This is a genomic window from Pseudomonas sp. Eqa60, assembly GCF_018326405.1.
GTDB classification, from domain to species: Bacteria; Pseudomonadota; Gammaproteobacteria; order Pseudomonadales; family Pseudomonadaceae; genus Aquipseudomonas; species Aquipseudomonas protegens.
The window spans coordinates 3,331,406-3,355,338 of record NZ_AP024342.1 but is presented as its reverse complement, the minus strand read 5'-3'; the positions used below and the strand labels follow the sequence as shown (position 1 = coordinate 3,355,338).

The following is a 23,933-nucleotide window of genomic DNA, read 5'->3' as shown; positions in this document are numbered from 1 at the left end:
ATGCTCACGCTCAATCGTTACTGGCGCGCCAGTACCGCCCCCTTGCGCGGCTCTTCGATCACCTGCAACTGATACTGGCCATCGGCACGGATCTGCGCTTCGGTAAAGGGCAGCACGCTCCACTGGTTGCGGGCGAAAGCAGCGGTCTGGTCGCGAAAATGCGCTGAGCCCGGGTCGCTGGACAGGGAGAACGCCAGCAGCCCCAGGGCGCGCGGCCCCTGCTCGTCGAAGCTGACCACGTTCAGGTAGCTGGTACCGCTGACCACTTCACGCTTGCCATCGGCCGCCGGCACGCTCTGGATGGCGTTGTACACCCCCAGGCTTTCAGGGCCGCCGGGCACCGGGGTCGGCTGGCCGCCCTGGCTGACCTGCTGGATATCGCCCCAACGAACGTCACTCCCCAGCCCGGCCTCGGCGACCTGCTGCGCCGAAGCCAGCATCGACTCGCGCAGTGCCCGGGCCACCGCTGGCCGGCCAATGGCCAGGCCCCGTGGGGTGTGCTGGGGATCTTTCGGGTCAAAGGCCACGCGCCACACGCTGGGGTCCTGCAACAGCGGCTGCATGATGCCCTGGAAGTGCACGAAGCCCAGGCCGGCCTGCAACCCCGCGCTGCGGTCCCAGGCTTTCAGGCTGGCGCACACCGGCCCCAGGCGCTGGGCATCCGCCCCCAGGTCCTGCTCACAGAACTGCAGCAGATCGGGCATCACCTGGCCGGCCAGGTACACCTGATCGTCCGTGACCAGGTGCTGCAGGTCGCTGACCTGGGCCTTGTGCATCCGGCTCAGGCGATCCAGAGCAAAGCGCGCGCGCATCTTCAGCGGCACGTCCTGCTCGCTGATCACCGGCGAAAAGCCTTGCAGCGGCGCCGCCGGGTTGACCATCCAGGCCGAATCGTTGGAATGCTGCAGGTAGTCGTTGCGCGCCAGTTGCGGCAACTGGCTGGCGGCGAAGATCCCCGGTTGCGCCGCTGCCGGGTCGATATCCCAGGCGCAGGCACTGCGCGAGCCATCCAGAACGATGACCCGGGTGCCGGCCCGCGGATCACTGCACTGCGCCAGCTTGGCCTGGGTGACGTTGGGCACCACCGACTGGTTCATGTACAGCGCCCGGCCCTGGTCGTCCACCGTCAGGGTGTTGACCCAGGGAATGCCCTGCAACTGGTGCACGCTGTCCTGCAGGCCGGCCACGCTGCTGGCCTGGTTCATCGCGTACCACTGGGCCAACACCCGGCTGTTGTCCAGGTTGGCGTCGCGCAGGCTGTAGGCATATTGATGATCCCAGTCCAGTTCCCCCGGCCACTGCACGATCGGGCCGAAGACCGAGCTGTAGAGCGTGCGCGTGCGCGGCTGCAACTGGCCGTCCAGGCCCTTGCTCTGCACGGTCAGGGTCTGGCGCTCCAGGGGCAGCGAACGGCCGTCCAGCAGGTAGCGGGTCGGGTCCTTGGGGTCCAGTTGCAAGCGGTACAGGGTGAAGTGCTTGGAGGCGTCCACGGTGTGGGTCCAGGCCAGGTGCTGGTTGAAGCCGATATTGATCAGCGGCAGGCCGGGCAAGGCCGCGCCCATCACATCCAGTTGCCCGGGAATGGTCAGGTGCATCTGGTAGAAGCGCATGCCGCCGACCCAGGGGAAATGCGGGTTGGCCAGCAGCAGCCCACGGCCGTTGAACGAACGCTCGCTACCGATGGCCACCGCGTTGCTGCCACGGTCCAGGGCGAAACGCTGCTGGCGTGCCGCCGCCAGTTGCCAGTGCTCGGCTGGCAGCCCGGCCTGGGCCGTGGCTCCAGGTGGCGTGGCCCCGGCCAGGGCCTCGGCGAACTGCCCGGCACCGCCTTCCACCAACAGGCGTCGGGTCAGTTTCACCAGGTCCGAGGTGGCCAGCGGCCGCACCCAGTCACCCCGGCATTGCTCGGGCAGGCCCTGGACCTGGCGCTCCGCCAGCTGGCGGTTGTAGCCCTCCACGTAACCCTGCATGCGCTCGCGCATCGCCGGGGTCTGGGCCTGCCAGAAGGCCGCCACGGCCTGGGGAGTGTTGAGCCAGCTGAAGAACAGGTCGCTGCTGAGGTTGTCGCGCTGTTCCAGGGTCTGGCCCTCGGCGCCGAAGTATTGCGAGCGCTGGGCGTTGACCGTCAGCACCTCATTGGCCATCAGGCACAGGTTGTCCTGGGCGTAGGCGTAGCCGATGCCGTAGCCCAGGCCGCGCTCGTCGTCGGCACGGATGTGCGGCACACCAAAACTGGTGCGGCGAATCTCGGCGCGGGTCTGCTCGGGCTGCGCCAAGGCATGGGCGCCACCGCTGAAGCTTAGAAACAGGGCTGCAAGGCAAAAACTCGGTAACTGCCTGGAAATGATCACGCCGACTCCTGATGCAAAAATACAGAACCAGGACTGGTGTGCAGGAGCGGTTGGCAACGCCGCCAGTCTGGGAATCCAGCCGCGCACGGATCACCCGACGCCTGCCTGCCCATAAAGACGAAATGCTTGAAAAAAATTTAATCCGCAAAGGCCAAAAGCCCCGCCATCACATGTCAGCGACCTGATACCGACAAATTTTCTACATTCAGGACTTCATGATTTGCCGTGCTCGTTCGTCTAGTTACTAGAGCATCCATCATTCTTTTCCTGATCAGGCTCTGATAAGGAGTTTTTGCATGTACAACCCGCAACTGCCAATGGACGGCAACACCGTGAACAGCACGCCTTCCCTGAATGCCGGCGCCGGTGTCTTCGGCAAGAACGCCGAGCGCAACAGTAATGAACGAATCAAGCACCTGCTCAAAAGCTTCGGCCTGCGTACCAGCCTGATTCGCCTGAAAGTCATCGACGCCCTGCTCACCGCGGCCCAGAGCGACCGCTCCCTGGGGGTGCGCGGCATCCACAGCCAACTGCTGGAACTGGACATTCCCCTGTCCTTTCTCAGTGTGCGGGAGGTGCTCAAGCGGCTGTGCAGCGAGGGTGTACTGACCCTCAATGCAGACAAGAGCTACAGCCTGCACCAGCAGGCCGCAGCGGTGCTCGACGGTCTCTCCTGAGGCCGTCGAGCCCGGGTTCAGGGCTTGACCTTGCGGCGCATCACGCCGTTGATCACCACCACGACCACCGCCACGCCAATGGCGATGTACTGGAACAGCTTCTCGCTGATGATGCCGTTGTTCTGCAGGTAGGAAAGGCCAAGCATGATTCCCAGTACCACCAGGGAAATCAGAATCGAGTAGATCAAGCGTTGTTTCTGAGTCATTGCCGGGTCCTGAAGCTGAAATTGTATCTGCCGTGTATCAAGATCGATGCCAAGCACATACCCGGATTCGGGGATGAGCCGGGCAAATCGGGGTCACATGGTACAGGCGCGAAGGAGTTTTTTCTTCCTTGTCGTCCTGCCGTGTTCCCCGAGCCCTTTGAGGATTGATCCATGTTTCGTCGAATCACACTGCTGATTCCCCTGCTGGCCATGCTGACCCTGTCGGGCTGCATCATCATGCCCCACGATGGCGGGCACCACCGCTACTACGACGGCGGCCCGGGCTACTATCACCGCTGAGTCATCCGGCCAGCCCATCGGCCCCATGAGCCGCCCGATCTCGCCACCAGCGCCCACCTTGTCGCGGGCGTTTTGCTGCCTGGCACCCGGCCATTCAGGGGCAAGAAATGTGATTGCCCGGGCGGGCGAACAGCTCCACCAGCCAATCGATGAATACCCGCAGGCGGGTCGACAGGTGCCGCTGGGGCGGGTACAGCGCGGTCAGCGGCAATGCAGGCAGCGGGTAGTCCTCCAGCACCCGCTGCAGGGTCGCGTCCTGCAACTGCCGGGCAACGTGGTAGTACGGGGTCTGGATCAGCCCGTAGCCGGCTTCGCAGGCCGCCAGGTAGCCATCGGCGCTGTTCACCGCCACCCGTTTGGGCAACTGCACCGGCTGCAACTGGCCGGCGAAGAAAAATTCCAGGCCATAACGCTTGCCGCTGACGTTGGAGAAATACTCCACCATCTGATGCCCTTGCAGCTCTTGCGGAGTACGGGGAACCCCCGCTGGCGCAGGTACCCGGGGCTGGCACAGGTGACTTGCTGCAACTGCGCCAGCGGCCGCGCCACCAGGCTCTCGTCCAGGGCCGGGCCGCCGCGCAGCGCACAGTCCACGCCCTCGCGGATCAGGTCCACCGGGCGGTCATTGAGGCCGATCTCCAGTTCGATCTGCGGATAGCGCGCGGAAAACTCCGGCAGCGCCGGTATCACCAGCAACCGGCCGATGCCCACCGGCATATCGACACGCAACAGGCCACGGGGGTTGTGCCGGGCCAGGGAGAACGCCGCCTCACTCTCCTCCAGGTCCGCCAGCAAGCGTACGCAACGCTGGTAATAGGCGGCTCCGTCCAGGGTCGGGCTGACCTGGCGGGTGGTGCGGTGCAACAACTGCACCCCCAGATGGGCCTCCAGTTGCTTGATCAGAATGGTCACCGAAGCCGGCGGCATCTGCAGACTGTCGGCAGCCTTGGCAAAGCCGCCCAGCTCGACGATACGGGTAAAGACGCGCATGGCGTTGAAACGATCCATGGAGCAAACCTGCCGATTATTTAGAATTTAATAATAGTGATAGCGCTTTTAGCCTGTTTATCGGTTTTTTGTCGAGTAGCACACTGCAGGCTCTTTCCCCTTACCGGAGCATTCATCGATGCGCACTCGACAACTGGGCCAGGACGGCCCGCAGGTTTCCGCCATTGGCCTGGGCTGCATGGGCATGAGCGATTTCTACACCACCGGCAACGATCCCCGGGAAGCCGTCGCCACCTTGCATCGGGCCCTGGAACTGGGCGTCAACCTGCTCGATACCGCCGACATCTACGGCCCCCACAGCAACGAAGAGCTGATCGGCCGGGCCATTCGCGGCAAGCGCGAACAGGTGTTCCTGGCCAGCAAGTTCGGCATTGTCCGCGACCCGGCCAACCCGGCGGCCCGCGGGGTCGACGGCCGGCCGGAATACATCCGCGCCGCCATCGACGGCAGCCTGCGGCGCCTGGGGGTGGACACCCTGGACCTGTACTACCAGCACCGGGTCGACCCGGACGTGGCCATCGAGGAAACCGTCGGCGCCATGGCCGAGCTGGTCCAGGCCGGCAAGGTGCGCTACCTGGGCCTGAGCGAAGCCTCGGCGGCAACCCTGGAGCGGGCGCACAAGGTGCATCCGATCAGCGCCCTGCAAAGTGAATATTCGCTATGGAGCCGGGATCAGGAAGACAACGGCTGCCTCGCCGCCTGCCAGCGCCTGGGCATCGCCTTCGTGCCCTACAGCCCACTGGGCCGGGGTTTTCTCACCGGGGCCCTGAAAAGCCCGGAAGACTTCGCCGCCGACGACTACCGGCGTTTCAACCCACGTTTCCAGGGCGAAAACTTCCAGCACAACCTGCGCCTGGTGCAACAGGTGCAGCAGTTGGCGGCGGACAAGGGGGTGAGCAGCGGACAACTGGCCCTGGCCTGGGTGCTGGCCCAGGGCGATTACCTGATTCCGATTCCCGGAACCAAACAACGGCGGTATCTGGAAGAGAACGTGGCGGCGCTGGAGGTGAGGCTGAGCGCCGAGGAACTGGCGTCACTGGAGCAGATCTTCAGCCCGCAGACCACCGCCGGAACCCGGTATGCCGAAGAGGTAATGGGCTTGCTGGGGCGTTGAAGGCAGCTATGGCGCGCACCGGCAGGCAGTGCGCGCCATGGGGATCAGGCCTTGGTGGAGACGTTCTTGTCAGTCACCGTGGTGCCGTTGCCCTTGCCATAGTTCTGCAGCCCCTGAAGTACATAGATGGCTTTCTTGTACTCGGGGATCAGGTAGTTGGCGTACTTGTTGCCCTTGAGGTTGTTGTTCTGGATGTCATCGAGCTTCATGGCGAAATACTCGAGGGCATTGAACGGCTGATCGGGGTTCTTCGGAATCCCGAAACGGTCGAACTGATCGCCCGCGTTGATCAGGTTCAGCGCCGTGACATCGGAAATCAGGCCATTGTTCTTGAGAAAGGTACTCATGCCGCCCAGGGACTTGGCGGTGACGTTGGTCGGATCGAAACCCTTGATCTGCTTGTGCAGCTTCAACTGATCCATCTTGCGGATGTCGAGCACGGTAGGGTTCTGGCCTACCAGGCTGAGCATCTGCCGTACCTTGGCGCTTTGGGAAACCGGCTTGGACGAGCTGCCCGGGCTTTCCTGCACCAGCAGCCCAGCCTTGCTGGTCCATCCGCCGACGTATCCGATTGCCATGCTGTAACTCCTGTAGTCCGGCCTTCCAATCACCTTTTTCAGCACCATGAAACTTCTGACAAGGTGCCTGAACAAGGATGTAAGCCGTGTTGAAACATCTGAATGGGCGCAAGTATCAACGCCGTGGCAAGCACCAACAACGCTTTATTTCCTGAATTTACAATTTTTGTACAAACTCGACACAATTACCGCAAAGGCCCTGTTTAAAAGGCCCGGGAAGTTTTCCCGCACATCAAGGCGTCATCTTTTCATGCCTGGCCTTGCCCTTGACCGGGCGCCTTTGCCCTACCCCACCATCCCTGGGCGCAGTTTTTTTTCCAGGGCATGCCTTTTTTTTGGACGATCGTACTAAAGAGCGGAAAAACCGCGCCGACATCCTGTGGATGCCCTGACAAGGCATCGCATTCCCGAATAATAAAAATCGCTCGGTAAGGACAGGTCCCATGCCCGCTTTGCGCACGATTCAAGCCCGCTACACGCTGTTTCTGGTCCTGTTCATTGTCTTGATGCTGATACTCACGGTGGTGGGCATCAGCCAACTGGTAGCGCCCAAGCTGCGTCATACCGAAGAACAGGTAGCCCTCAACCGCATCGCCGAAGTGGCGCAGCGCATCCAGGGCGAACTGAACAAGGTCCAGGCCCAGCAACGCAGCATCACCCAGACCATTCCCCTGCTCGACAGCGACAGCATCGACAAGGTCCTGCCGGGCCTGGTGGACCAGTATGGTGAACAGAAAGTCTTCGGCGGCGGCATCTGGCCCCTGCCCGGCCAGCGCACCCCGGGGCGCAACAAACACAGCACCTTCTGGCACCGTGACGCCTCCGGCAAGCTGGTGGTCAACACCTTCTGGAACAGCGACCCGGCGCCCAACTACTACGAGCAGCCCTGGTACCTGGGCGGCATGCAGACCGCCCCCGGCCAGTGCGCCTGGGCTGCAGCCTACAAGGACGATGCCAGCGCCGAGCCGCGCACCAACTGCGCCATGGCCATCCGCAGCGACGGCCAGCCCTGGGGCGTGGCCACCATCGACGTGACCCTGGGTTTCTTCAACGACCTGGTGGCGCGCCAGGAACAGGCACTCAAGGCCGAGATGCTGATCGTCGAAGCCGACGGCAAGATCATCAGCAACAGCTCGCGGATCAACGGCCCGATCGTGCTCAAGAACATCCGCGACCTGAGCCCCGGCTCCCCTTTCGCCGCCCAGGTCCAGGCCGCCCTGCAGCAGCGTGACCAGGGGGCACGGCGCGTCGAGTTCGACAATGCCGGGGTGCCCAGCACCTTCTTCATGCGCGCCATCGAAGGCACGCCCTGGTTTCTCGCCAGTGCCCTGCCGACCCAGCTGATCACCGCCCAGCGCGACGACGTGCTGAGCACCCTGAGCCTGTTGCAGATCCCCATGGTGATCCTGCTGGTGTTGCTGCAGGTCTATGCGATCCGCCAGCTGGTGCAGCGTATGAAGATCCTCAAGGGCAATATCGACGCCCTGGCCACCGGCGACGCCGACTTGACCCGGCGCATCGTGATCCGCGCCGAGGACGAACTGGGGGCCATCGGCCACTCGGTGAACCGCTTTATCCAGTACCTGCAGCAGATGATCGGCGAGGTCACCCAGGCCACCGAGGCCATGGCCGGGAGCCTGGGGCAGTTGCAGCAGAGCTCGGCCCACAGCCAGCAGATCCTGTTGCGCCATGCCTCGGAAACCGATCAGACGGTGACCGCCATTACCGAAATGAGCAGCACCGCCGACAGCGTTGCCGCCAACGCCGCCCAGACCGCAGACTTCACCCGCCGCGCCAACGAACACGCAGAACGTTCCCGGGTGGTGGTGGGCGAAGCTTCCGGCAGCGTCATCGCCTTGATCGACGAAGTCGCCGATGCCACCCACAAGGTCGAGGCCATGCAAGCCGACGCCCAGCGCATCACCGAGGTCCTCGGGGTGATCGGCGCCATCGCCGGGCAGACCAACCTGCTGGCCCTGAACGCCGCGATCGAGGCCGCCCGGGCCGGAGAACAGGGCCGCGGCTTCGCCGTGGTCGCCGATGAAGTGCGGGCCCTGGCCGCGCGGACCCAGGACAGCACCTCGCAGATCAACGAAATGCTCGCGCGCCTGACCCAGGGCGTGAGTTCCTCGGTCAGCGCCATGGAAAACACCCAGGCCAGTTGCCAGTCAGCGGCGGATGCCACGGCGCGGGTCAACAGCGGGCTCGACGAAATGGCCGACTCGGTGAGCCAGATCAACAACCTGAGCACCCAGATCGCCACCGCCGCCGAACAGCAGAGCGCCGTGACCGAGGAGATCAACCGCAGCATGGTGAGCATCCGACACATGGTCGAGGAGCTGGTGGACAGCGCCCGAGCCGGGGAAAGCAACACCCAGAGCCTGTTGCAGGCCAATGCCCAGGTCAGCCACCTGATGAGCCGCTTCAAAGTCCGCTGAACGGTCTGCCCCCGCCCCTGGCAGCCCGCCGGGGCGGGGCTATATTTCAGGCTCCGGTCACAAGGACGTGAGGTGCCTCATGGGACAGCGCCAGACACATCTGTTGCATGAACAGATCAGCCACGAACTGTTTATCCAGGCCAGTATCGACACCGTCTACTACTACGTGACGCAGCCGGACCGCTGGCCGGAGTGGCACCCTTCCAGCCTGCGTGCCGACACCGGCCTGTGCGGTTCATTGCCCGCCGGCCACCGCTTCAGTGAAACCATGGACTTGCTGGGGGTGCAGCTGCCCATCAGCTACCGGGTGCTGGTGGCGGTGTTTCCCAAGGAGTTCAAGACCCTGTTCAGTTCCGCCGCGCTGGACGGTTCGATCCACTACCTGTTGAGCAAGCAGGGCGACGGCACACTGTTCCGGCGCACCCTGGAATACGCCACCGACCTGCAGCTCAGTGGCCTGCGAGCACGCATGGAGCAGCTTTCGAGCCAGGCCCTGGGCAACCTCAAGCAGCGTCTGGAACAGCCCGACGACTGACAAATCTGTAATGCCCACCTCAGTTTCCTGACAGCCAGCGCCGATTAGAGTCCGCTCCAATCCGCTGACTGACTGGAAGCCTCCGATGCCGCGCCCCTCCTCGTTCCACAGCCCCTCCCGCCGCACCTTCGTCAAGGCCCTGGCTGCCGGTGGTGTACTGGCCGGCTTCGGCCTGTGGCGCAACCCGGTCTGGGCCGTCAGCAGCCCGGGCCAGCCCGAGGTCCTGGCCGGCAGCGACTTCGACCTGTGCATCCAGCAGTTGCCGGTGAATTTCAGCGGCCGGCCACGCAAGGCCATGGCCATCAACGGCAGCCTGCCCGGGCCCCTGCTGCGCTGGCGCGAAGGCGACCGGGTGACTGTGCGGGTGCGCAACCGCCTGGACCAGCCCAGTTCCATCCACTGGCACGGGATCATCCTGCCGGCCGACATGGACGGCGTGCCCGGCCTGAGCTTCGAGGGCATCGAGCCCGGCGGGCTCTACCGCTACAGCTTCCCGGTCAAGCAGCACGGCACCTACTGGTACCACAGCCATTCCGGGCTGCAGGAGCAACTGGGGGTGTATGGCCCGCTGGTGATCGACGCCCGGGAACCAGAGCCCTTCAGCTACGAACGCGACTACGTGGTGCTGCTCTCGGACTGGAGCGACGAGGAGCCGGGGCAGATCCTGCGCACCCTGAAGAAACAGTCCGACTACTACAACCAGCACAAGCGCACCCTGGGCGACTTCATCGAGGACGTCGGCCGCGACGGCTGGGCGGCCACGCTGGCCGAACGCAGCATGTGGGCGCAGATGAACATGACCCCCACCGACCTCGCCGATGTCAGCGGCGCCACCTATACCTTCCTGCTCAACGGCCAGGCCCCGGGCCAGCCATGGTGCGGGCTGTTCCGCCCCGGCGAACGCCTGCGCCTGCGAGTGATCAATGCCTCGGCCATGAGCTATTTCGACCTGCGCATTCCCGGGGTGCAGATGACCGTGGTCGCCGCCGACGGCCAGCACGTGGTGCCCGTGACCGTGGATGAACTGCGCATTGCCGTGGCCGAAACCTTCGACGTGCTGGTGCAACCCGGTGCCGGAGCCCACGCCTTGTTCGCCCAGGCCATGGACCGCAGCGGCTATGCCCTGGGCACCCTGGCCAGTGCCCCCGGGCTCGTGGCCGAGGCACCGGCCATGGACCCGCGACCGCTGCTGGGCATGACGGACATGGCCATGGGTGCCATGGATCACGGGGCAATGCCGGGCATGGACCATGGCGCCATGGCCGCCATGGATCACGGCGCGATGAACGCCACGATCAGCCACCCGACCTCGGAAACCAGCAACCCCCTGGTGGACATGCAAGCGGTGAACCCCATGCCGCGCCTGGACGATCCGGGCATCGGCCTGCGCGACAACGGCCGCCGGGTGCTGCGCTACGCCGACCTGAAAAGCACCTTCGCCGACCCCGACGGCCGCGAACCGAGCCGGACCCTGACCCTGCACCTGACCGGGCACATGGAAAAGTTCGCCTGGTCCTTCGACGGCATTCCCTTTGCCGAAGCCGAACCCCTGCGCCTGCGGTATGGCGAGCGGCTGCGCATCGAACTGGTGAACGACAGCATGATGGCCCACCCCATCCACCTGCACGGGCTGTGGAGCGACCTGGAGGACGAACACGGCCGCTTCCAGGTGCGCAAGCACACCATCGACATGCCGCCGGGCACCCGCCGCAGCTACCGGGTCACCGCCGATGCCCTGGGGCGCTGGGCCTATCACTGCCACCTGCTGTACCACATGGAAAGCGGCATGTTCCGCGAAGTCCGGGTCGAGGAGGAACGCCACCATGAAGCTTGATTACCTCCGCTTCACCCGGCAGCCCGGCGTTGGCCTGGCCCTGCTCCTGTTGGCCTGGCCCTGGGCACCGGCACAGAGCGAATCGATGCCGGGCATGGACCATTCCAGCGTGCCCGGGACCGCCATGGGCGCCATGGACCACTCGCAGATGCCCGGCATGCAGGCGCCAGCCCCCACACGAAGCCGCACACCGATCCCGGTGCTGACCGATGCCGATCGGGCGGCGGTCTACCAGGGCCCCAGCGGCCACATCCACGGCCCGTCGCTGAACACTTTCCTGCTGGTGGACCAGTTGGAATGGCAGGACGCCGACCCGGGCGGCAGCGTCGCCTGGGAGGTCGAGGGCTGGGTCGGTGGCGACCGCGACCGGCTCTGGCTGCGCAGTGAAGGCGAACGCACCCGGGGCGTCACCGAGCACGCCGAGCTGCAAGCCCTGTGGGGCCATGCCATTGGCCCCTGGTGGGACCTGGTGGGCGGCCTGCGCCAGGACTTCAAGCCCGGCACGCCGCAGACCTGGGCCGCCCTGGGGCTGCAAGGCATGGCCCTGTACAACTTTGAAAGCCAGGTCACCGCCTACCTCGGCGAGGACGGCCAGGCCGCCCTGCGCCTCAAGGGTGACTACGACTTGCTGCTGACCCAACGCCTGATCCTCCAGCCCTCCGCCGAGGTCAACCTCTATAGCCGCAATGACCGGCAACGGGGCCTGGGCGCAGGCCTGGCGGACAGCGAGATCGGCCTGCGCCTGCGCTACGAGATCCGCCGCGAGTTCGCTCCTTATATAGGGGTGACCTGGAACCGCAGCTACGGCCGCAGCGCCGACTACGCCCGGGACGAGGCCGAGCTGGACAACGACCCGCGCCTGGTCCTGGGCCTGCGCCTGTGGTTCTGAAGGCCACAACCGCTGGCCGGCCTTGGTATCACCTTGAAACAAAAGCCAGCGGCGGCCAGCGAAAAAAACCGCAAAATGCACCACCCCGAGCGTGCAACCGCGGGTGGCCGGCCATGCCACCCTTCCTTATTGATCAGCGACAAAGAGACTTTCGATGAACACCTCACTGCGTCTGGCGGCCCTGTCCGCCCTGCTGATCAGCTCCCTGGCCCAGGCTGGAGAACTGATTCCCATCGACGTGCACCGCGACGCCAACTGCGGCTGCTGCAAAAAGTGGATCGAGCACCTGCAGGACAACGGCTTTGCCGTGACCGACCACGTGGAAAGCAACATGAGCGCGGTCAAGCAGCGGCTCGGCGTCGCCCCGCGCCTGGGCTCCTGCCATACCGCGGTGATCGACGGCAAGTTCGTCGAGGGCCACGTGCCGGCCGAACAGGTGCTGGCCCTGCGCAAGCGCGATGACCTGCTGGGCATCGCCGCCCCGGGCATGCCCATGGGCTCCCCCGGGATGGAAATGGACGGCATGGGCGCCGATGCCTTCCAGGTCATCGGCCTGACCCGCGAGGGCAAGGACGTGGTCGTCGCGGACTACCCGGCCCGTTGATCTTCGGCGCCTACTTCGGCCTGTTCCTGGCGGCGTTCGGCGCCGCCACCCTGCTGCCCCTGCAATCGGAAGCGCTGCTGGTGGGGTTGCTGCACAACAGCCAACTGGCAGTGCTCGGGCTGTGGCTGGTGGCGACCCTGGGCAATGTCCTGGGCTCGCTGGTCAACTGGTGGCTGGGCCAGCGCCTGGAACACTACAAGGAGCGCCGCTGGTTTCCGGTCAGCTCGCGTCACCTGGAGCGGGCCCGGGGGCCTTACCAACGCTATGGCCACTGGACGCTCCTGCTGAGCTGGATGCCGCTGATCGGCGATCCGCTGACCCTGGTGGCCGGCGTCATGGGCGAACCCCTCAAGCGCTTCCTGCTGCTGGTCACCCTGGCCAAGGGCGCGCGCTACGCCGTGCTGGCGTGGCTGACCCTGGGCTGGATCGGCTGAGCGCCCGCAGCTCCCCATCACCGCGCAGGAGCTGGCTTGCCAGCGAAAGTGCCCGCCCCCGCAACCACCTGCCTCAAGGCCTTCCTTGTCGGCAAGCCGACGCCCAGGGTTTGCCTGTGGCTTAACGTCGCCCTAATCCGGCGGCTACAGCATCGCCCGCAACCTTGCGGAGTGTCCTTATGCCCCTTGCTACCCCTCGCTGGCTCAGTGCCTTGCTGCTGCCCCTGGCCCTGCCTGCCCTCGCCGCCCAGGCGCCGGTCTACGGTCCCGAACTGCAGGGCTTCGACTACCCCTATCCCTTGCACCATTTCAGCTTTGTGTCCCAGGGCCAGGCACTGCAGATGGGCTATATGGATGTACCGCCCCAGAGCCCGGCCAACGGGCGCAGCCTGGTACTGATGCATGGCAAGAACTTCTGCGGCGCCACCTGGGAGGGCTCGATCAAGGCCCTGAGCGCCGCAGGCTACCGGGTGATAGTCCCGGACCAGATCGGCTTCTGTACCTCCAGCAAGCCCGAACACTACCAGTACAGCTTCCAGCAACTGGCGCAGAACACCCATCAACTGCTGGCCAAACTTGGCGTCAGCCAGGCCAGCCTGCTGGGCCATTCCACCGGTGGCATGCTGGCCACCCGCTACGCCCTGCAATACCCCGATCAGGTACGGCAACTGGCCCTGGTCAACCCCATCGGCCTGGAAGACTGGAAAGCCCTGGGCGTGCCCTGGCGCAGCGTCGACCAGTGGTACCAGCGCGAGCTGAAGCAGACCGCCGAGGGTATCCGCCGCTACGAGCAGCAGACCTATTACGCCGGCCGCTGGAAGGCCGAGTACCAGCGCTGGGTGGACATGCTCGCCGGCCTCAACCAGGGCCCCGGCAAGCGCCTGGTGGCGTGGAACTCGGCGCTGATCTACGACATGATCTTCAGCCAGCCGGTGTACTACGAATTCCAGGACCTGAAGATGCCGACCCTGCTGCTGATCGGCACCGCCGACACCACCGCCATCGGCAGCGATATCGCGCCGCCCGAGGTCAAGGCGCGCATCGGCCACTACCAGGACCTGGGCAAGCAGGTGGCGCAGCGCATCCCCCATTCGACCCTGGTGCAGTTCCCGGGGCTGGGCCACGCACCGCAAATGGAACAACCCGAGCCTTTCCACCAGGCCCTGCTGGACTGGTTGAAGCAACCCTGAGCCAGGAGCCCGAACATGGCACTAGAGATTGCGGTAATCGATGATTGGCAGGACGTAGCGCGCGAGGTAGTGGACTGGTCGGTGCTCGATAGCATCGGCCGGGTCAGCTTCCTTCACGACTACCCGGCAGACCCCGCCACCCTGGCTCGGCGCCTGCAACCGTTCCAGGTGATCTGCGTGATGCGCGAGCGCACCCGGTTCGATGAAACCCTGCTACGCAGCCTGCCGCAGCTCAAGCTGCTGCTCACCGGCGGCATGCGCAACGCCGCCATCGACCTCAAGGCGGCCAGCGCCCTGGGGATCCAGGTGTGCGGCACCGACAGCTACAAGCACGCCGCGCCGGAGCTGACCTGGGCCCTGCTCATGGCCCTGAGCCGCAACCTGCTGAGCGAAGCCTGCGCCCTGCGCGCAGGCGATTGGCAACAGGGCCTGGGGGGTGATCTGCACGGCAAGACCCTGGGCATTCTCGGCCTGGGCAGCATCGGCCAACGGGTGGCGCAATTCGGCCAGGTGTTCGGCATGCGGGTGATTGCCTGGAGCGAGAACCTCACCGCTGAACGCGCGACCGCGGCCGGCGTGACCCATGTCGACAAGCAGCAACTGTTCGAACAAGCCGATGTGCTCTCGGTGCACCTGGTGCTCAGCGAGCGCAGCCGCGGCCTGGTGGACGCCCAGGCCCTGGCGTGGATGAAGCCCGGGGCGCTGCTGGTCAATACCGCCCGCGGGCCGATTGTCGATGAAGCCGCGCTGATTGCCGCCCTGGAACAGGGCCGGCTGGCGGGGGCCGCACTGGATGTATTCGAGCAGGAACCCTTGCCTGCCAACCACCCCTTGCGGCGCTTGCCCAATGTTCTGGCCACGCCCCATGTCGGCTATGTCAGCCGGCAGAACTACCAGCAGTTCTTCGGCCAGATGATCGAAGACCTGCAAGCCTGGCACGCCGGCCAGCCGATCCGCCTGCTCAACTGAAAGCCCCCCGTGGCGATCGCCAGGCAAGGTCCTGCGCAGCTTTTCGCAGCCTCGCAGGCTCGGCGGCGACCAGGCTCGCAGGGACGCTGGGCGCAGGAGCCCGCCTGTGCCCGTTCTTTGGGCGGCGCCGCACCACAACGGCACCGGCCCCCGGCAGCCACTCCCCATTTTCGCCCCCGGGCCGCAACGGCCCCGCTCCCGGGCAGTGCATGGCCGACCTTTCGTCGGGACGCGTTCGCCGCCCGCCCTGCCAACCCCGGGAAGCACCCACCTCCCCCGGCACCGCTCTAGGTTCTGTCCTAGACTGAATTTCGCACTGTGACCGGGCAGTCACATTCGCCGAGAAAAAGTCGAAACTTTTCGCTTCGGCCCAAGGTCAGGTTAAAGGTAGGGTCGCTGCCACTGGTGCATTCCTTGCAACGGCTCCTCCACCCTTTCTGCTTCCACGCTCGAGCAGCGCAGGCTGATCGACGTGTGGCGCGTTTGCGCCCGGCCATAGGAATTGGCCACGCGCGGCGCTCGAGACACCAGAACAGATCAATAAAACGGGAGAGACACATGATCAGCGCCGTATTGGACACTCAGGGAGATCACCCTCAACAGCAGGCCGGCGACCGCGCCGCCCCCTCGGTTCCGGTCCCTGGGAACAAGACGGTGCTGCCGCTGGCGCGGCCCAATCCCAACCGCAAGCGAGTGCTGTTCGTCACCTCGGAAATCGCCGACCTGGTGAAGACCGGCGGCCTGGGCGACGTCTCTGCCGCCCTGCCCAGGGCCATGGCCCACCTGCACGATGTGCGGGTACTGATCCCCGGCTACCCCCAGGTGCTGCATAGCGAGAACCCGATCCACATCATCGGGGAGCTGGGTGGCCACGCGGCACTGCCGGCCTGCAAGATCGGGCGCATGGACATGCCCGACGGCCTGGTGATCTACGTGCTGATCTGCCCGGAACTCTACGAGCGCGAAGGCACGCCCTACGGCGCCAACAACGGCCGCGACTGGCCGGACAACCATATCCGCTTCGCCCGCCTGGGGCTGGCCGCCGCCGACATCGCGGCCAACCTGGCGCAGATCCACTGGTGCCCCGACCTGGTGCACGCCCATGACTGGCCCGCCGGGCTGGCGCCGGCCTACATGCACTGGCGCGGGCAACGCACGCCGACCCTGTTCACCATTCATAACCTGGCCTATCAGGGCGTGGTCAGCCTGGCCTCGTGCCCGGAACTGGGCATCCCCGAGCATGCCCTGCAACAGGAAGGCATGGAGTTCTACGGCAAGCTGTCGTTCCTCAAGGCCGGCATGGCCTACGCCAGCCACATCACCACGGTGAGCGCCACCTATGCCCAGGAAATCACCACCCCGGCCTTCGGTTGCGGGCTCGACGGCTTCCTCGCCAGCAAGACCCAGCAGGGCCTGCTCAGCGGCATCCCCAACGGCATCGATGAAAGCTGGGACGCCGCCACCGACGCGCACCTGCTCACGCCTTTCAGCATCGGCGACTGGGACGGCAAGGCAGCCAACGCCGCCCATGTGCGGCAGATGTTCGGCCTCGACGCCTCCAGCGGCCCACTGTTTGCCGTGGTCTCGCGGCTGGTCTACCAGAAAGGCCTGGACCTGACCGAAGCGGTGGCCGAGTTCATCGTGCAGTCCGGCGGCCAGATCGCCATCATCGGCCGCGGCGAGCCGGAGGAAGAACAGTCCATGCGCGCCCTGGCCCGGCGCTTCCCCGGCCGCATCGGGGTGCACATCGGCTTCAACGAGACCGACGCCCGGCGCATGTTCGCCGGCAGCGATTTCCTGCTCATGCCCTCGCGCTACGAGCCCTGCGGCCTGAGCCAGATGTATGCCCAGCGCTTCGGCTCGCTGCCGGTGGCGCGCAACACCGGCGGCCTGGCAGACACCATCGAGAATGGCGTCACCGGTTTCCTCTTCGACGAATCCACCGTGGCCAGCTACCAGGAAGCCCTGACCCGGGCCTTCAAGGTGTTCGCCTACCCGGCGCTGCTCAATGCCATGCGCTGCCGGGCCATGGCCGCGCCCTTCAACTGGTGCAAGGCGGTGGAACCCTACGCCGAACTCTACGAGCAACTGGTGGCCAAGGCCCTGGGACAGGCCGCCCGACAGTAAGAGGCAAGGACCGATGCCCTCAAGCACGCTGCACACCTGGACTCATGGCGCGCGGCTGCTGGATGCCGAGCACACCCGGTTCGCCCTGTGGGCGCCGGATGCGCGCTGCGTCAGCGTCGAACTGGCGGACGGCCAGTCGCTGCCCATGCAGCCCCAGCCCGAAGGCTGGTTCATGACCCAGGCGCGCTGCCCCGCGGGCAGCGCCTACCGTTTCAATATCGACGAGCGGATCCAGGTCCCCGACCCGGCGTCCCGGGCCCAGCTCGGTGATGTCCACGGGCCAAGCCTGGTGGTGGACCCTGAGCGCTATCAATGGCAGCACCCGCAGTGGCGCGGCCGGCCCTGGCACGAGGCGGTGATCTACGAACTCCACGTGGGGGTCATGGGCGGCTATCAGGCGGTGCAGCAAGCCCTGCCGGCCCTGGTGGAACTGGGGGTGACCGCCATCGAGCTGATGCCCCTGGCGGAGTTTCCCGGTGAACGCAACTGGGGCTACGACGGCGTGCTGCCCTACGCCCCGGAAGCCTCCTATGGTTCGCCCGACGAGCTGCGCGCGCTGATCGATGCCGCCCATGGCCTGGGCCTGGCAGTGATCCTCGATGTGGTCTACAACCACTTCGGCCCCGACGGCAACTACCTGCAGGAGTACGCCCAGGGCTTCTTTCGCCAGGACCTGCACACCCCCTGGGGCGCTGCCATCGACTTTCGCCGCCCGCAGGTCAGCGAGTTCTTTATCGACAACGCCCTGATGTGGCTGCTGGAGTACCGTTTCGACGGCCTGCGCCTGGACGCGGTGCACGCCATCGACGATCCGGATTTCCTGCGGCAACTGGCGCAGCGGGTCCGCCAGGCAGTGCCACCCGATCGCCATGTGTGGCTCAACCTGGAGAACGAGTTCAATCAGGCCAGCCTGCTGCAACAAGGCTTCGACGCACAGTGGAACGACGACGGCCACAACGCCCTGCATGTGCTGCTGACCGGCGAAACCGACGCCTACTACGCCGACTTCGCCGAGCAGCCCACTGAGCAACTGGCCCGCTGCCTGAGCCAGGGTTTCGCCTTCCAGGGCCATGCCAACCGCCATGGCGAGGCCCGCGGCGAACCCAGCGGGCACCTGCCGCCCAGCGCCTTTGTGCTGTTTCTGCAGAACCATGACCAGATCGGCAACCGGGCCTTTGGCGAACGCCTCAACCAACTGGCGCCGACCCAGGCCCTGCACGCGGCCACGGTGCTGTTGCTGCTGTCACCGATGATTCCGCTGCTGTTCATGGGCGACGAAGTGGCCGCCCAGGAACCATTCCTGTTCTTCACCAGCCACCAGGGCCAGTTGGCCGAAGCGGTGCGCGAGGGCCGGCGCAACGAATTCGCCGCCTTCAGTGCCTTCGCCGACGCCGGGCAGCGCCAGCGCATTCCCGACCCCAACGCCGCCTCGACCTTCCAGGCCTCACGCCCACGGGCCCAGTCCCGACAGGCCGAGGCCACCCGCGAGCTGTACCGCAGCCTGTTGCAGATCCGCCACCGCGAGCTGGTTCCGCGCCTGCCCGGCGCCCGAGCCCTGGGCTGCCAGGTACTGGCCGAGGGCGCCCTGAGTGCGCGCTGGCGCCTGGGGGACGGCAGCCTGTTGCGCATCGACCTCAACCTCGGCCCGCATCAGGTCGAACTGGCCGCCGAGGCCGCACCGCAGCTGTGCTTCGAATACCCGCCGCACACCCTCAAGCACTGGTGCCAGGGCCAACTGCCTGCCTACAGCGTGCTGGTGCTGCTGGCCCCCACCTCTTCCCCGACCGACCCAGATGGAGAATGCCTATGAGCGATGCGCAACTGGAACTGCTTGCCAGCCGCGCCGGCCTGGCAGTGGACTGGATCGATGCCAACGGCCGTGCCCAGAAGGTCGAGGACCGGGTCCTGCGGGCTGTCCTGGCCGGCCTGGGGCATCCGGCCGAAGACCCGCAGCAGGTCGAACAGAGCCTGCTGCAATTGCAAGGGGTGCAACAGAGCCGGCACCTGCCCCCGCTGCTGACCGCCGACCACGGCCAGAGCCTGGACCTGGCGCGCTACTTCCCCCCGCACACGGCCTGTTTCCTGCGGCTGGAGGACGGCAGCCCGTTGCACCTGGACCTGGATGCCGAGAGCCGGCTGCCGGGCTCGATTCCGGTGGGTTACCACGCCGTGAGTATCGACGACGAACACTTTGTCCTGGCAGTGGCCCCCGAACGCTGCTTCAGCGTGGCCGACGCCGTGCACCAGCCCACCCCGCGGGCCTGGGGCCTCAGCGTGCAGCTGTACGCCCTGCGCCGCCCCGGCGATGGCGGTTTCGGCGATACCCAGGCCCTGGAAGAACTGGCGCGCCAGGCCGCCGAACGCGGTGCCGATGCCCTGGCCATCAGCCCGCTGCACGCCATGTTCAGCAGCGACCCGCTGCGCTACAGCCCCTATTCGCCTTCCAGCCGGCTGTTTCTCAACAGCCTGTATGCCGCCCCTGGCGCGATCCTCGGCGACCGCGCCTGGCGCACCGCGATCGAAGCCTGTGGCCTGGGCGAACAACTGCAGGACCTGGAACAGTTGCCGCTGATCGACTGGCCCCTGGCGGCCCAGGCCAAGTTGCAGGCACTGCGGGCGCTGTATGAAGGCTTCTGCCAGGGCGAGCACCCGCTGCACGAGGACTTCGCCAGCTACCGCCGGGCAGCCGGCGAGGCCCTGGAAAACCACTGCCGCTTCGAAGCCATACAGGCCCAGCGCGCCGCCCGTGGCGAGGACCTGGACTGGCGTCACTGGCCGCCGCAGTGGCGTGATCCGGCCAGCCCGGCCCTGGCTCATTTCGCCGAGGAACAGGCCCACGAAATCGGCTTCCATGCCTTTTGCCAGTGGCTGATCGCCCGCAGCCTGGAGCGAGCGCAAAGCGCGGCCCGCAGCGGCGGCATGGGCATCGGCCTGATCGCCGACCTGGCGGTGGGCGCCGACGGCGGCGGCAGCCAGGCCTGGAGCCGGCAGGAGCAGTTACTGGCCAACCTGACGGTGGGCGCGCCACCGGACATCCTCAACCGCCAGGGCCAGAGCTGGGGGATATCGGCCTTTTCCCCGGAAGGCCTGCAACGCCACGGTTTCCGCGCCTTCATCGAAATGCTCAGGGCCAACTTCGCCCATGCCGGGGGCCTGCGCATCGACCATGTGATGGGCCTGCAACGGCTGTGGGTGATTCCCCTGGGCGCGCCCCCAGCGATGGCGCCTACCTCTATTACCCGGTGGACGACCTGCTGCGCCTGCTGACCCTGGAATCCCATCGCCACCAGGCCATAGTGCTGGGCGAAGACCTGGGCACAGTGCCCGACGGGCTGCGGGAAAAACTTGCCGCCCGGGCCATGCTCGGCATGCGTGTGCTGTTGTTCGAACAGGACCACGGCTGCCACTTCAAGCCCATCCTCGACTGGCCGGACAATGCCCTGGCCACCACCAGCACCCATGACCTGCCGACCCTCAACGGCTGGTGGCATGGCCGCGATATCGACTGGAACCAGCGCCTGGGCCTGGTGGACGAAGCGGCGGCGCGGCACTGGCGCGAACACCGCCAGCACGAACGCAACGGCCTGCGCCACGCCCTGGCCCAGGACCCGCAGAACTTTCGCGAGGAAAGCCACGAGGCCGACCAGGTGGTAGACGCCAGCGTGCGTTTCCTCGGCCACACCCGGGCGCCCCTAGTGCTGCTGCCCCTGGAGGACGCCCTGGGCATCGACGAACAGGCCAACCTGCCCGGCACCCTCGACAGCCACCCCAACTGGCGCCGGCGCCTGGCCACTGCCAGCCGGCGCCTGCTGGACGACAGCGACGCGGCGCGGCGCCTGGAGCTGCTGGCCTGTGCCCGGCAGCAGGCCCTGGAGCGTGACCGATGAGCCCGCCAGCCACGCCAATGCCACGGGCCACCCTGCGCCTGCAATTTCACCAGGGCTTCACCCTGGATCATGCGCTGCCCCTGGTGCCCTACTTCGCCGGCCTGGGCCTCAGCCACCTCTACGCCTCGCCACTGCTCTGCGCGCGGGCCGGTTCCATGCACGGCTACGACGTGGTGGACCCCACCCGGGTCAACCCCGAGCTGGGGGGCGAGGCGGCCCTGGTACGGCTGGTGGATGCCCTGCGCCAGCACGGCATGGGCCTGATCCTGGATATCGTCTCCAACCACATGGCGGTGGGCGGCAATGACAACCCCTGGTGGCTGGACCTGCTGCAATGGGGGCGTCTGAGCCCGTACGGTGAGTTCTTCGATATCCAGTGGCATTCCCCGGACCCGCTGATGGAAGGCCAGTTGTTGCTGCCCTTCCTCGGCAGCGACTATGGGCAGGCCTTGCAGGAAGGCAGCCTGCAACTGCAGCTGGACGACGATCGCTGCGGTTTCCATGTTCGCCACTATGAACACTGTTTCCCCATCTGCCCCGCCGACTTCGGGGAACTGCTGCGCCTCGCCGGCCCGCCGGATGCCGCCCAGGCCCTCAAGCCCCTGGCCGACAGCTTTGCCGCCCTGCGTTTCAGCGGCGACGCCCACGCCCAGGCACAACCGCTGCAGCAGGCCCTGGGCCAACTGTTGCAGCAACCGGCGCTGCACCAGGCCGTCACCGCCCACCTGCAAGGCTACGACTCACGCCACGACGAAGGTTTCCAGCGCCTGCACCATCTGCTGGAGCAACAGAGCTATCGCCTGGCCAGCTGGCGCACCGCCGCCGACGACATCAACTGGCGACGCTTCTTCGACGTCAACGAGCTGGGCGGGCTGCGGGTCGAGCGCCCGGCGGTGTTCGAAGCCACCCACGGCAAGATCTTCGAGCTGATCCAGCGTGGCCTGGTGGACGGCCTGCGCATCGACCATATCGACGGTCTGGCCGACCCTCGCAGCTATTGCCGCAAGCTGCGGCGCCGGATCGACCGCCTGCGCCCGGGCCAGCACCTGCCGATCTACGTCGAGAAGATCCTCGGCGCCGGGGAAACCCTGCACCGCGACTGGGGCGTGGATGGCAGCACCGGCTATGAGTTCATGAACCAACTGTCGCTGCTGCAGCAGGCCCCTGCAGGCCAGCCGGTGCTGGCCGAACTGTGGAGCCGGCACAGCCAGCGCCCCGCGGCGTTCGCCGAAGAGGCACTGCTGGCCCGTCAGCAGATTCTCAACGGCTCCCTGGCCAGCGATTTTGAAAGCGTGGCCCAGGCCCTGTTGCAGGTGGCTCGCCTGGACCTGATGAGCCGCGACCTGACCCTGGGGGCCATCCGCCGCGCCTTGCAGGAACTGATCGTGCACTTCCCGGTGTACCGCACCTATATCAGCGCCTGTGGCCGCGGGCAGCAGGACCAGCAGTTGTTCCAGCAGGCCCTGGACGGCGCGCGACAGAGCCTGGGCGAGGCCGACAGGCCGGTGCTCGACTGCCTGGAGCGCTGGCTCGGCGGCCAGGGCTGGCGCCAGCAGCCACCGGGCCGTGGGCGCAAGCTGCTGCGCCACGCCTGCGTGCGTTTCCAGCAACTGACTTCGCCCGCCGCGGCCAAGGCCGTGGAAGACACCGCCTTCTACCGCTCGGCGGTACTGCTGTCGCGCAACGACGTGGGCTTCAACAGCGAACAGTTCAGTGCGCCGATCGCCGCCTTCCACACGGCCTGCCAGCAACGCCTGGCCAGCTTCCCCGACAACCTGCTGACCAGCGCCACCCACGACCACAAACGGGGCGAGGACAGCCGCGCGCGCCTGGCAGTGCTCAGCGAACGGGCCCCCTGGTATGCCGCCCAGGTGGAGCACTGGCGCACCCTGGCCGCGCCCCTGCGCCAGCAGGCGGATGCGCCTTCGGCGGGGGACGAACTGATCCTTTACCAGACCCTGCTGGGCAGTTGGCCCCTGGAACTGGCTGCCGAGGATCAGGCGGCCCTGCAAGGCTATGGACAAAGGATCTGGCAATGGCAGCTCAAGGCCCTGCGCGAGGCCAAGCTGCAAAGCAGCTGGGCGGCGCCCAACGCAGAATACGAAGAGGCCGTGCAGGCCTTTGTCCAGGCCCTGCTGCTGGCGCCCCAGGGCCTGGCATTGCGCCAGTCGATTGCCGCGGCGGCCCGGGCCATTGCCCCGGCGGGCGCCCTCAACAGCTTGGCGCAAACCTTGCTGCGCATGACCGTGCCTGGGGTCCCCGACCTGTACCAGGGCAACGAGTTCTGGGATTTCAGCCTGGTGGACCCGGATAACCGCCGGCCGGTGGATTACCCGGCCCGGCAGGCGGCCCTGGAGCGCGGCGGCGAACCACGCCAGTGGCTGGCCCAGTGGCACGACGGACGCATCAAGCAAGCCTTGATCGCCCGCACCCTGAACCTGCGTGGCCAGTACCCGGAGCTGTTTCGCCGGGGCCGCTACCAGCCGCTGCCGGTGCTTGGCCAACATGCCGGGCGGGTCCTGGCGTTCATGCGCGAGCACGGTGCACAACGGGCAGTGGTGATAGTGCCGGTGCAGGTCGCCGGCCTGCTGGGGGATCGCGCAATGCCCTTGATCGAGGGGCCGCTGTGGGGCGATACCCGGGTGCAGCTACCGTTCGACGCCTCGGGGCAAAAGCTGAATGGATTTTTTTCCACGGTGGCAGTCACACCCCACAGGGAGCTGATGCTTAGCGCCGCACTGCAAGACTTTGCGCTCAACCTTTTGATTCAACCTTGAATTCAGTCCAGGAGC

17 protein-coding genes and 2 pseudogenes are annotated in these 23,933 nt (G+C 66.2%); 15 read left to right on the top strand and 4 right to left on the bottom strand.

The window, feature by feature from the left end; translation table 11 throughout:
• Nucleotides 1-17 precede the first annotated feature (17 nt).
• The gene (locus KI242_RS15370) at nt 18-2,351 is read right to left on the bottom strand and encodes an acylase (RefSeq protein WP_212806350.1); all 2,334 of its coding nucleotides are present in this window, start codon (nt 2,349-2,351) and stop codon (nt 18-20) included.
• A 296-nt stretch (nt 2,352-2,647) separates the two neighbouring features.
• Here KI242_RS15370 and KI242_RS15365 point away from each other — a divergent pair, with 296 nt between their 5' ends.
• Nucleotides 2,648-3,028: a hypothetical protein gene (locus KI242_RS15365; protein WP_011061190.1), complete on the top strand. Its 381-nt coding sequence runs from the start codon at nt 2,648-2,650 to the stop codon at nt 3,026-3,028.
• A gap of 17 nt (nt 3,029-3,045) precedes the next feature.
• Here the strand turns inward: KI242_RS15365 and KI242_RS15360 are convergent, their stop codons facing one another.
• Nucleotides 3,046-3,234, bottom strand: a complete 189-nt coding sequence (locus KI242_RS15360) for a hypothetical protein (RefSeq protein ID WP_015635538.1) — start codon at nt 3,232-3,234, stop codon at nt 3,046-3,048.
• 171 nt (nt 3,235-3,405) lie between these two features.
• On the opposite strand from KI242_RS15360, the gene KI242_RS31985 reads away from it, so the two are divergent.
• Nucleotides 3,406-3,534: a hypothetical protein gene (locus KI242_RS31985; protein ID WP_011061188.1), complete on the top strand. Its 129-nt coding sequence runs from the start codon at nt 3,406-3,408 to the stop codon at nt 3,532-3,534.
• Between the two features lie 94 nt (nt 3,535-3,628).
• Here the strand turns inward: KI242_RS31985 and KI242_RS15355 are convergent.
• Nucleotides 3,629-4,524: pseudogene (locus tag KI242_RS15355) on the bottom strand (LysR substrate-binding domain-containing protein).
• A 136-nt stretch (nt 4,525-4,660) separates the two neighbouring features.
• Between KI242_RS15355 and KI242_RS15350 the strand changes: the two are divergent.
• Entirely contained in the window at nt 4,661-5,656 is a 996-nt protein-coding gene (locus tag KI242_RS15350) for an aldo/keto reductase (protein ID WP_011061186.1), read from the top strand.
• Between the two features lie 44 nt (nt 5,657-5,700).
• Here the strand turns inward: KI242_RS15350 and KI242_RS15345 are convergent, their stop codons facing one another.
• Nucleotides 5,701-6,234, bottom strand: a complete 534-nt coding sequence (locus KI242_RS15345) for a hypothetical protein (protein ID WP_015635535.1) — start codon at nt 6,232-6,234, stop codon at nt 5,701-5,703.
• A gap of 443 nt (nt 6,235-6,677) precedes the next feature.
• Here KI242_RS15345 and KI242_RS15340 point away from each other — a divergent pair, with 443 nt between their 5' ends.
• The 12 genes and pseudogenes from KI242_RS15340 (at nt 6,678) to KI242_RS15285 (ending at nt 23,918) form a co-directional block, all read left to right on the top strand.
• Nucleotides 6,678-8,672, top strand: coding sequence for a methyl-accepting chemotaxis protein (locus KI242_RS15340; RefSeq protein WP_212806349.1), 1,995 nt, complete (start codon nt 6,678-6,680; stop codon nt 8,670-8,672).
• Between the two features lie 79 nt (nt 8,673-8,751).
• On the top strand, nt 8,752-9,207 hold the full coding sequence (locus KI242_RS15335; RefSeq protein ID WP_011061183.1) for an SRPBCC family protein: 456 nt from the start codon (nt 8,752-8,754) through the stop codon (nt 9,205-9,207).
• A gap of 85 nt (nt 9,208-9,292) precedes the next feature.
• Complete coding sequence (locus KI242_RS15330) at nt 9,293-11,041, top strand: copper resistance system multicopper oxidase (RefSeq protein ID WP_212806348.1); 1,749 nt, start codon at nt 9,293-9,295, stop codon at nt 11,039-11,041.
• Nucleotides 11,031-11,930, top strand: coding sequence for a copper resistance protein B (locus KI242_RS15325; RefSeq protein ID WP_015635531.1), 900 nt, complete (start codon nt 11,031-11,033; stop codon nt 11,928-11,930). The genes KI242_RS15330 and KI242_RS15325 overlap by 11 nt, the downstream gene beginning before the upstream one ends.
• A gap of 154 nt (nt 11,931-12,084) precedes the next feature.
• Nucleotides 12,085-12,534, top strand: coding sequence for a DUF411 domain-containing protein (locus tag KI242_RS15320; protein WP_015635530.1), 450 nt, complete (start codon nt 12,085-12,087; stop codon nt 12,532-12,534).
• Entirely contained in the window at nt 12,531-12,968 is a 438-nt protein-coding gene (locus KI242_RS15315; protein WP_015635529.1) for a YqaA family protein, read from the top strand. Before KI242_RS15320 ends, KI242_RS15315 begins: the two co-directional genes overlap by 4 nt.
• A gap of 179 nt (nt 12,969-13,147) precedes the next feature.
• Entirely contained in the window at nt 13,148-14,158 is a 1,011-nt protein-coding gene (locus tag KI242_RS15310) for an alpha/beta hydrolase (protein WP_212806347.1), read from the top strand.
• Nucleotides 14,159-14,173: 15 nt separating this feature from the next.
• Nucleotides 14,174-15,127, top strand: coding sequence for a D-2-hydroxyacid dehydrogenase family protein (locus KI242_RS15305; RefSeq protein ID WP_015635527.1), 954 nt, complete (start codon nt 14,174-14,176; stop codon nt 15,125-15,127).
• A gap of 558 nt (nt 15,128-15,685) precedes the next feature.
• Nucleotides 15,686-17,254, top strand: coding sequence for a glycogen synthase GlgA (gene glgA, locus KI242_RS15300; protein ID WP_011061176.1), 1,569 nt, complete (start codon nt 15,686-15,688; stop codon nt 17,252-17,254).
• Between the two features lie 13 nt (nt 17,255-17,267).
• Complete coding sequence (treZ, locus tag KI242_RS15295) at nt 17,268-19,064, top strand: malto-oligosyltrehalose trehalohydrolase (protein WP_041118090.1); 1,797 nt, start codon at nt 17,268-17,270, stop codon at nt 19,062-19,064.
• Nucleotides 19,061-21,141: pseudogene (gene malQ / locus KI242_RS15290) on the top strand (4-alpha-glucanotransferase). The gene treZ and the pseudogene malQ overlap by 4 nt, the downstream one beginning before the upstream one ends.
• Nucleotides 21,138-23,918, top strand: a complete 2,781-nt coding sequence (locus KI242_RS15285; RefSeq protein WP_212806346.1) for a malto-oligosyltrehalose synthase — start codon at nt 21,138-21,140, stop codon at nt 23,916-23,918. Before malQ ends, KI242_RS15285 begins: the two are co-directional and overlap by 4 nt.
• Nucleotides 23,919-23,933 lie beyond the last annotated feature (15 nt).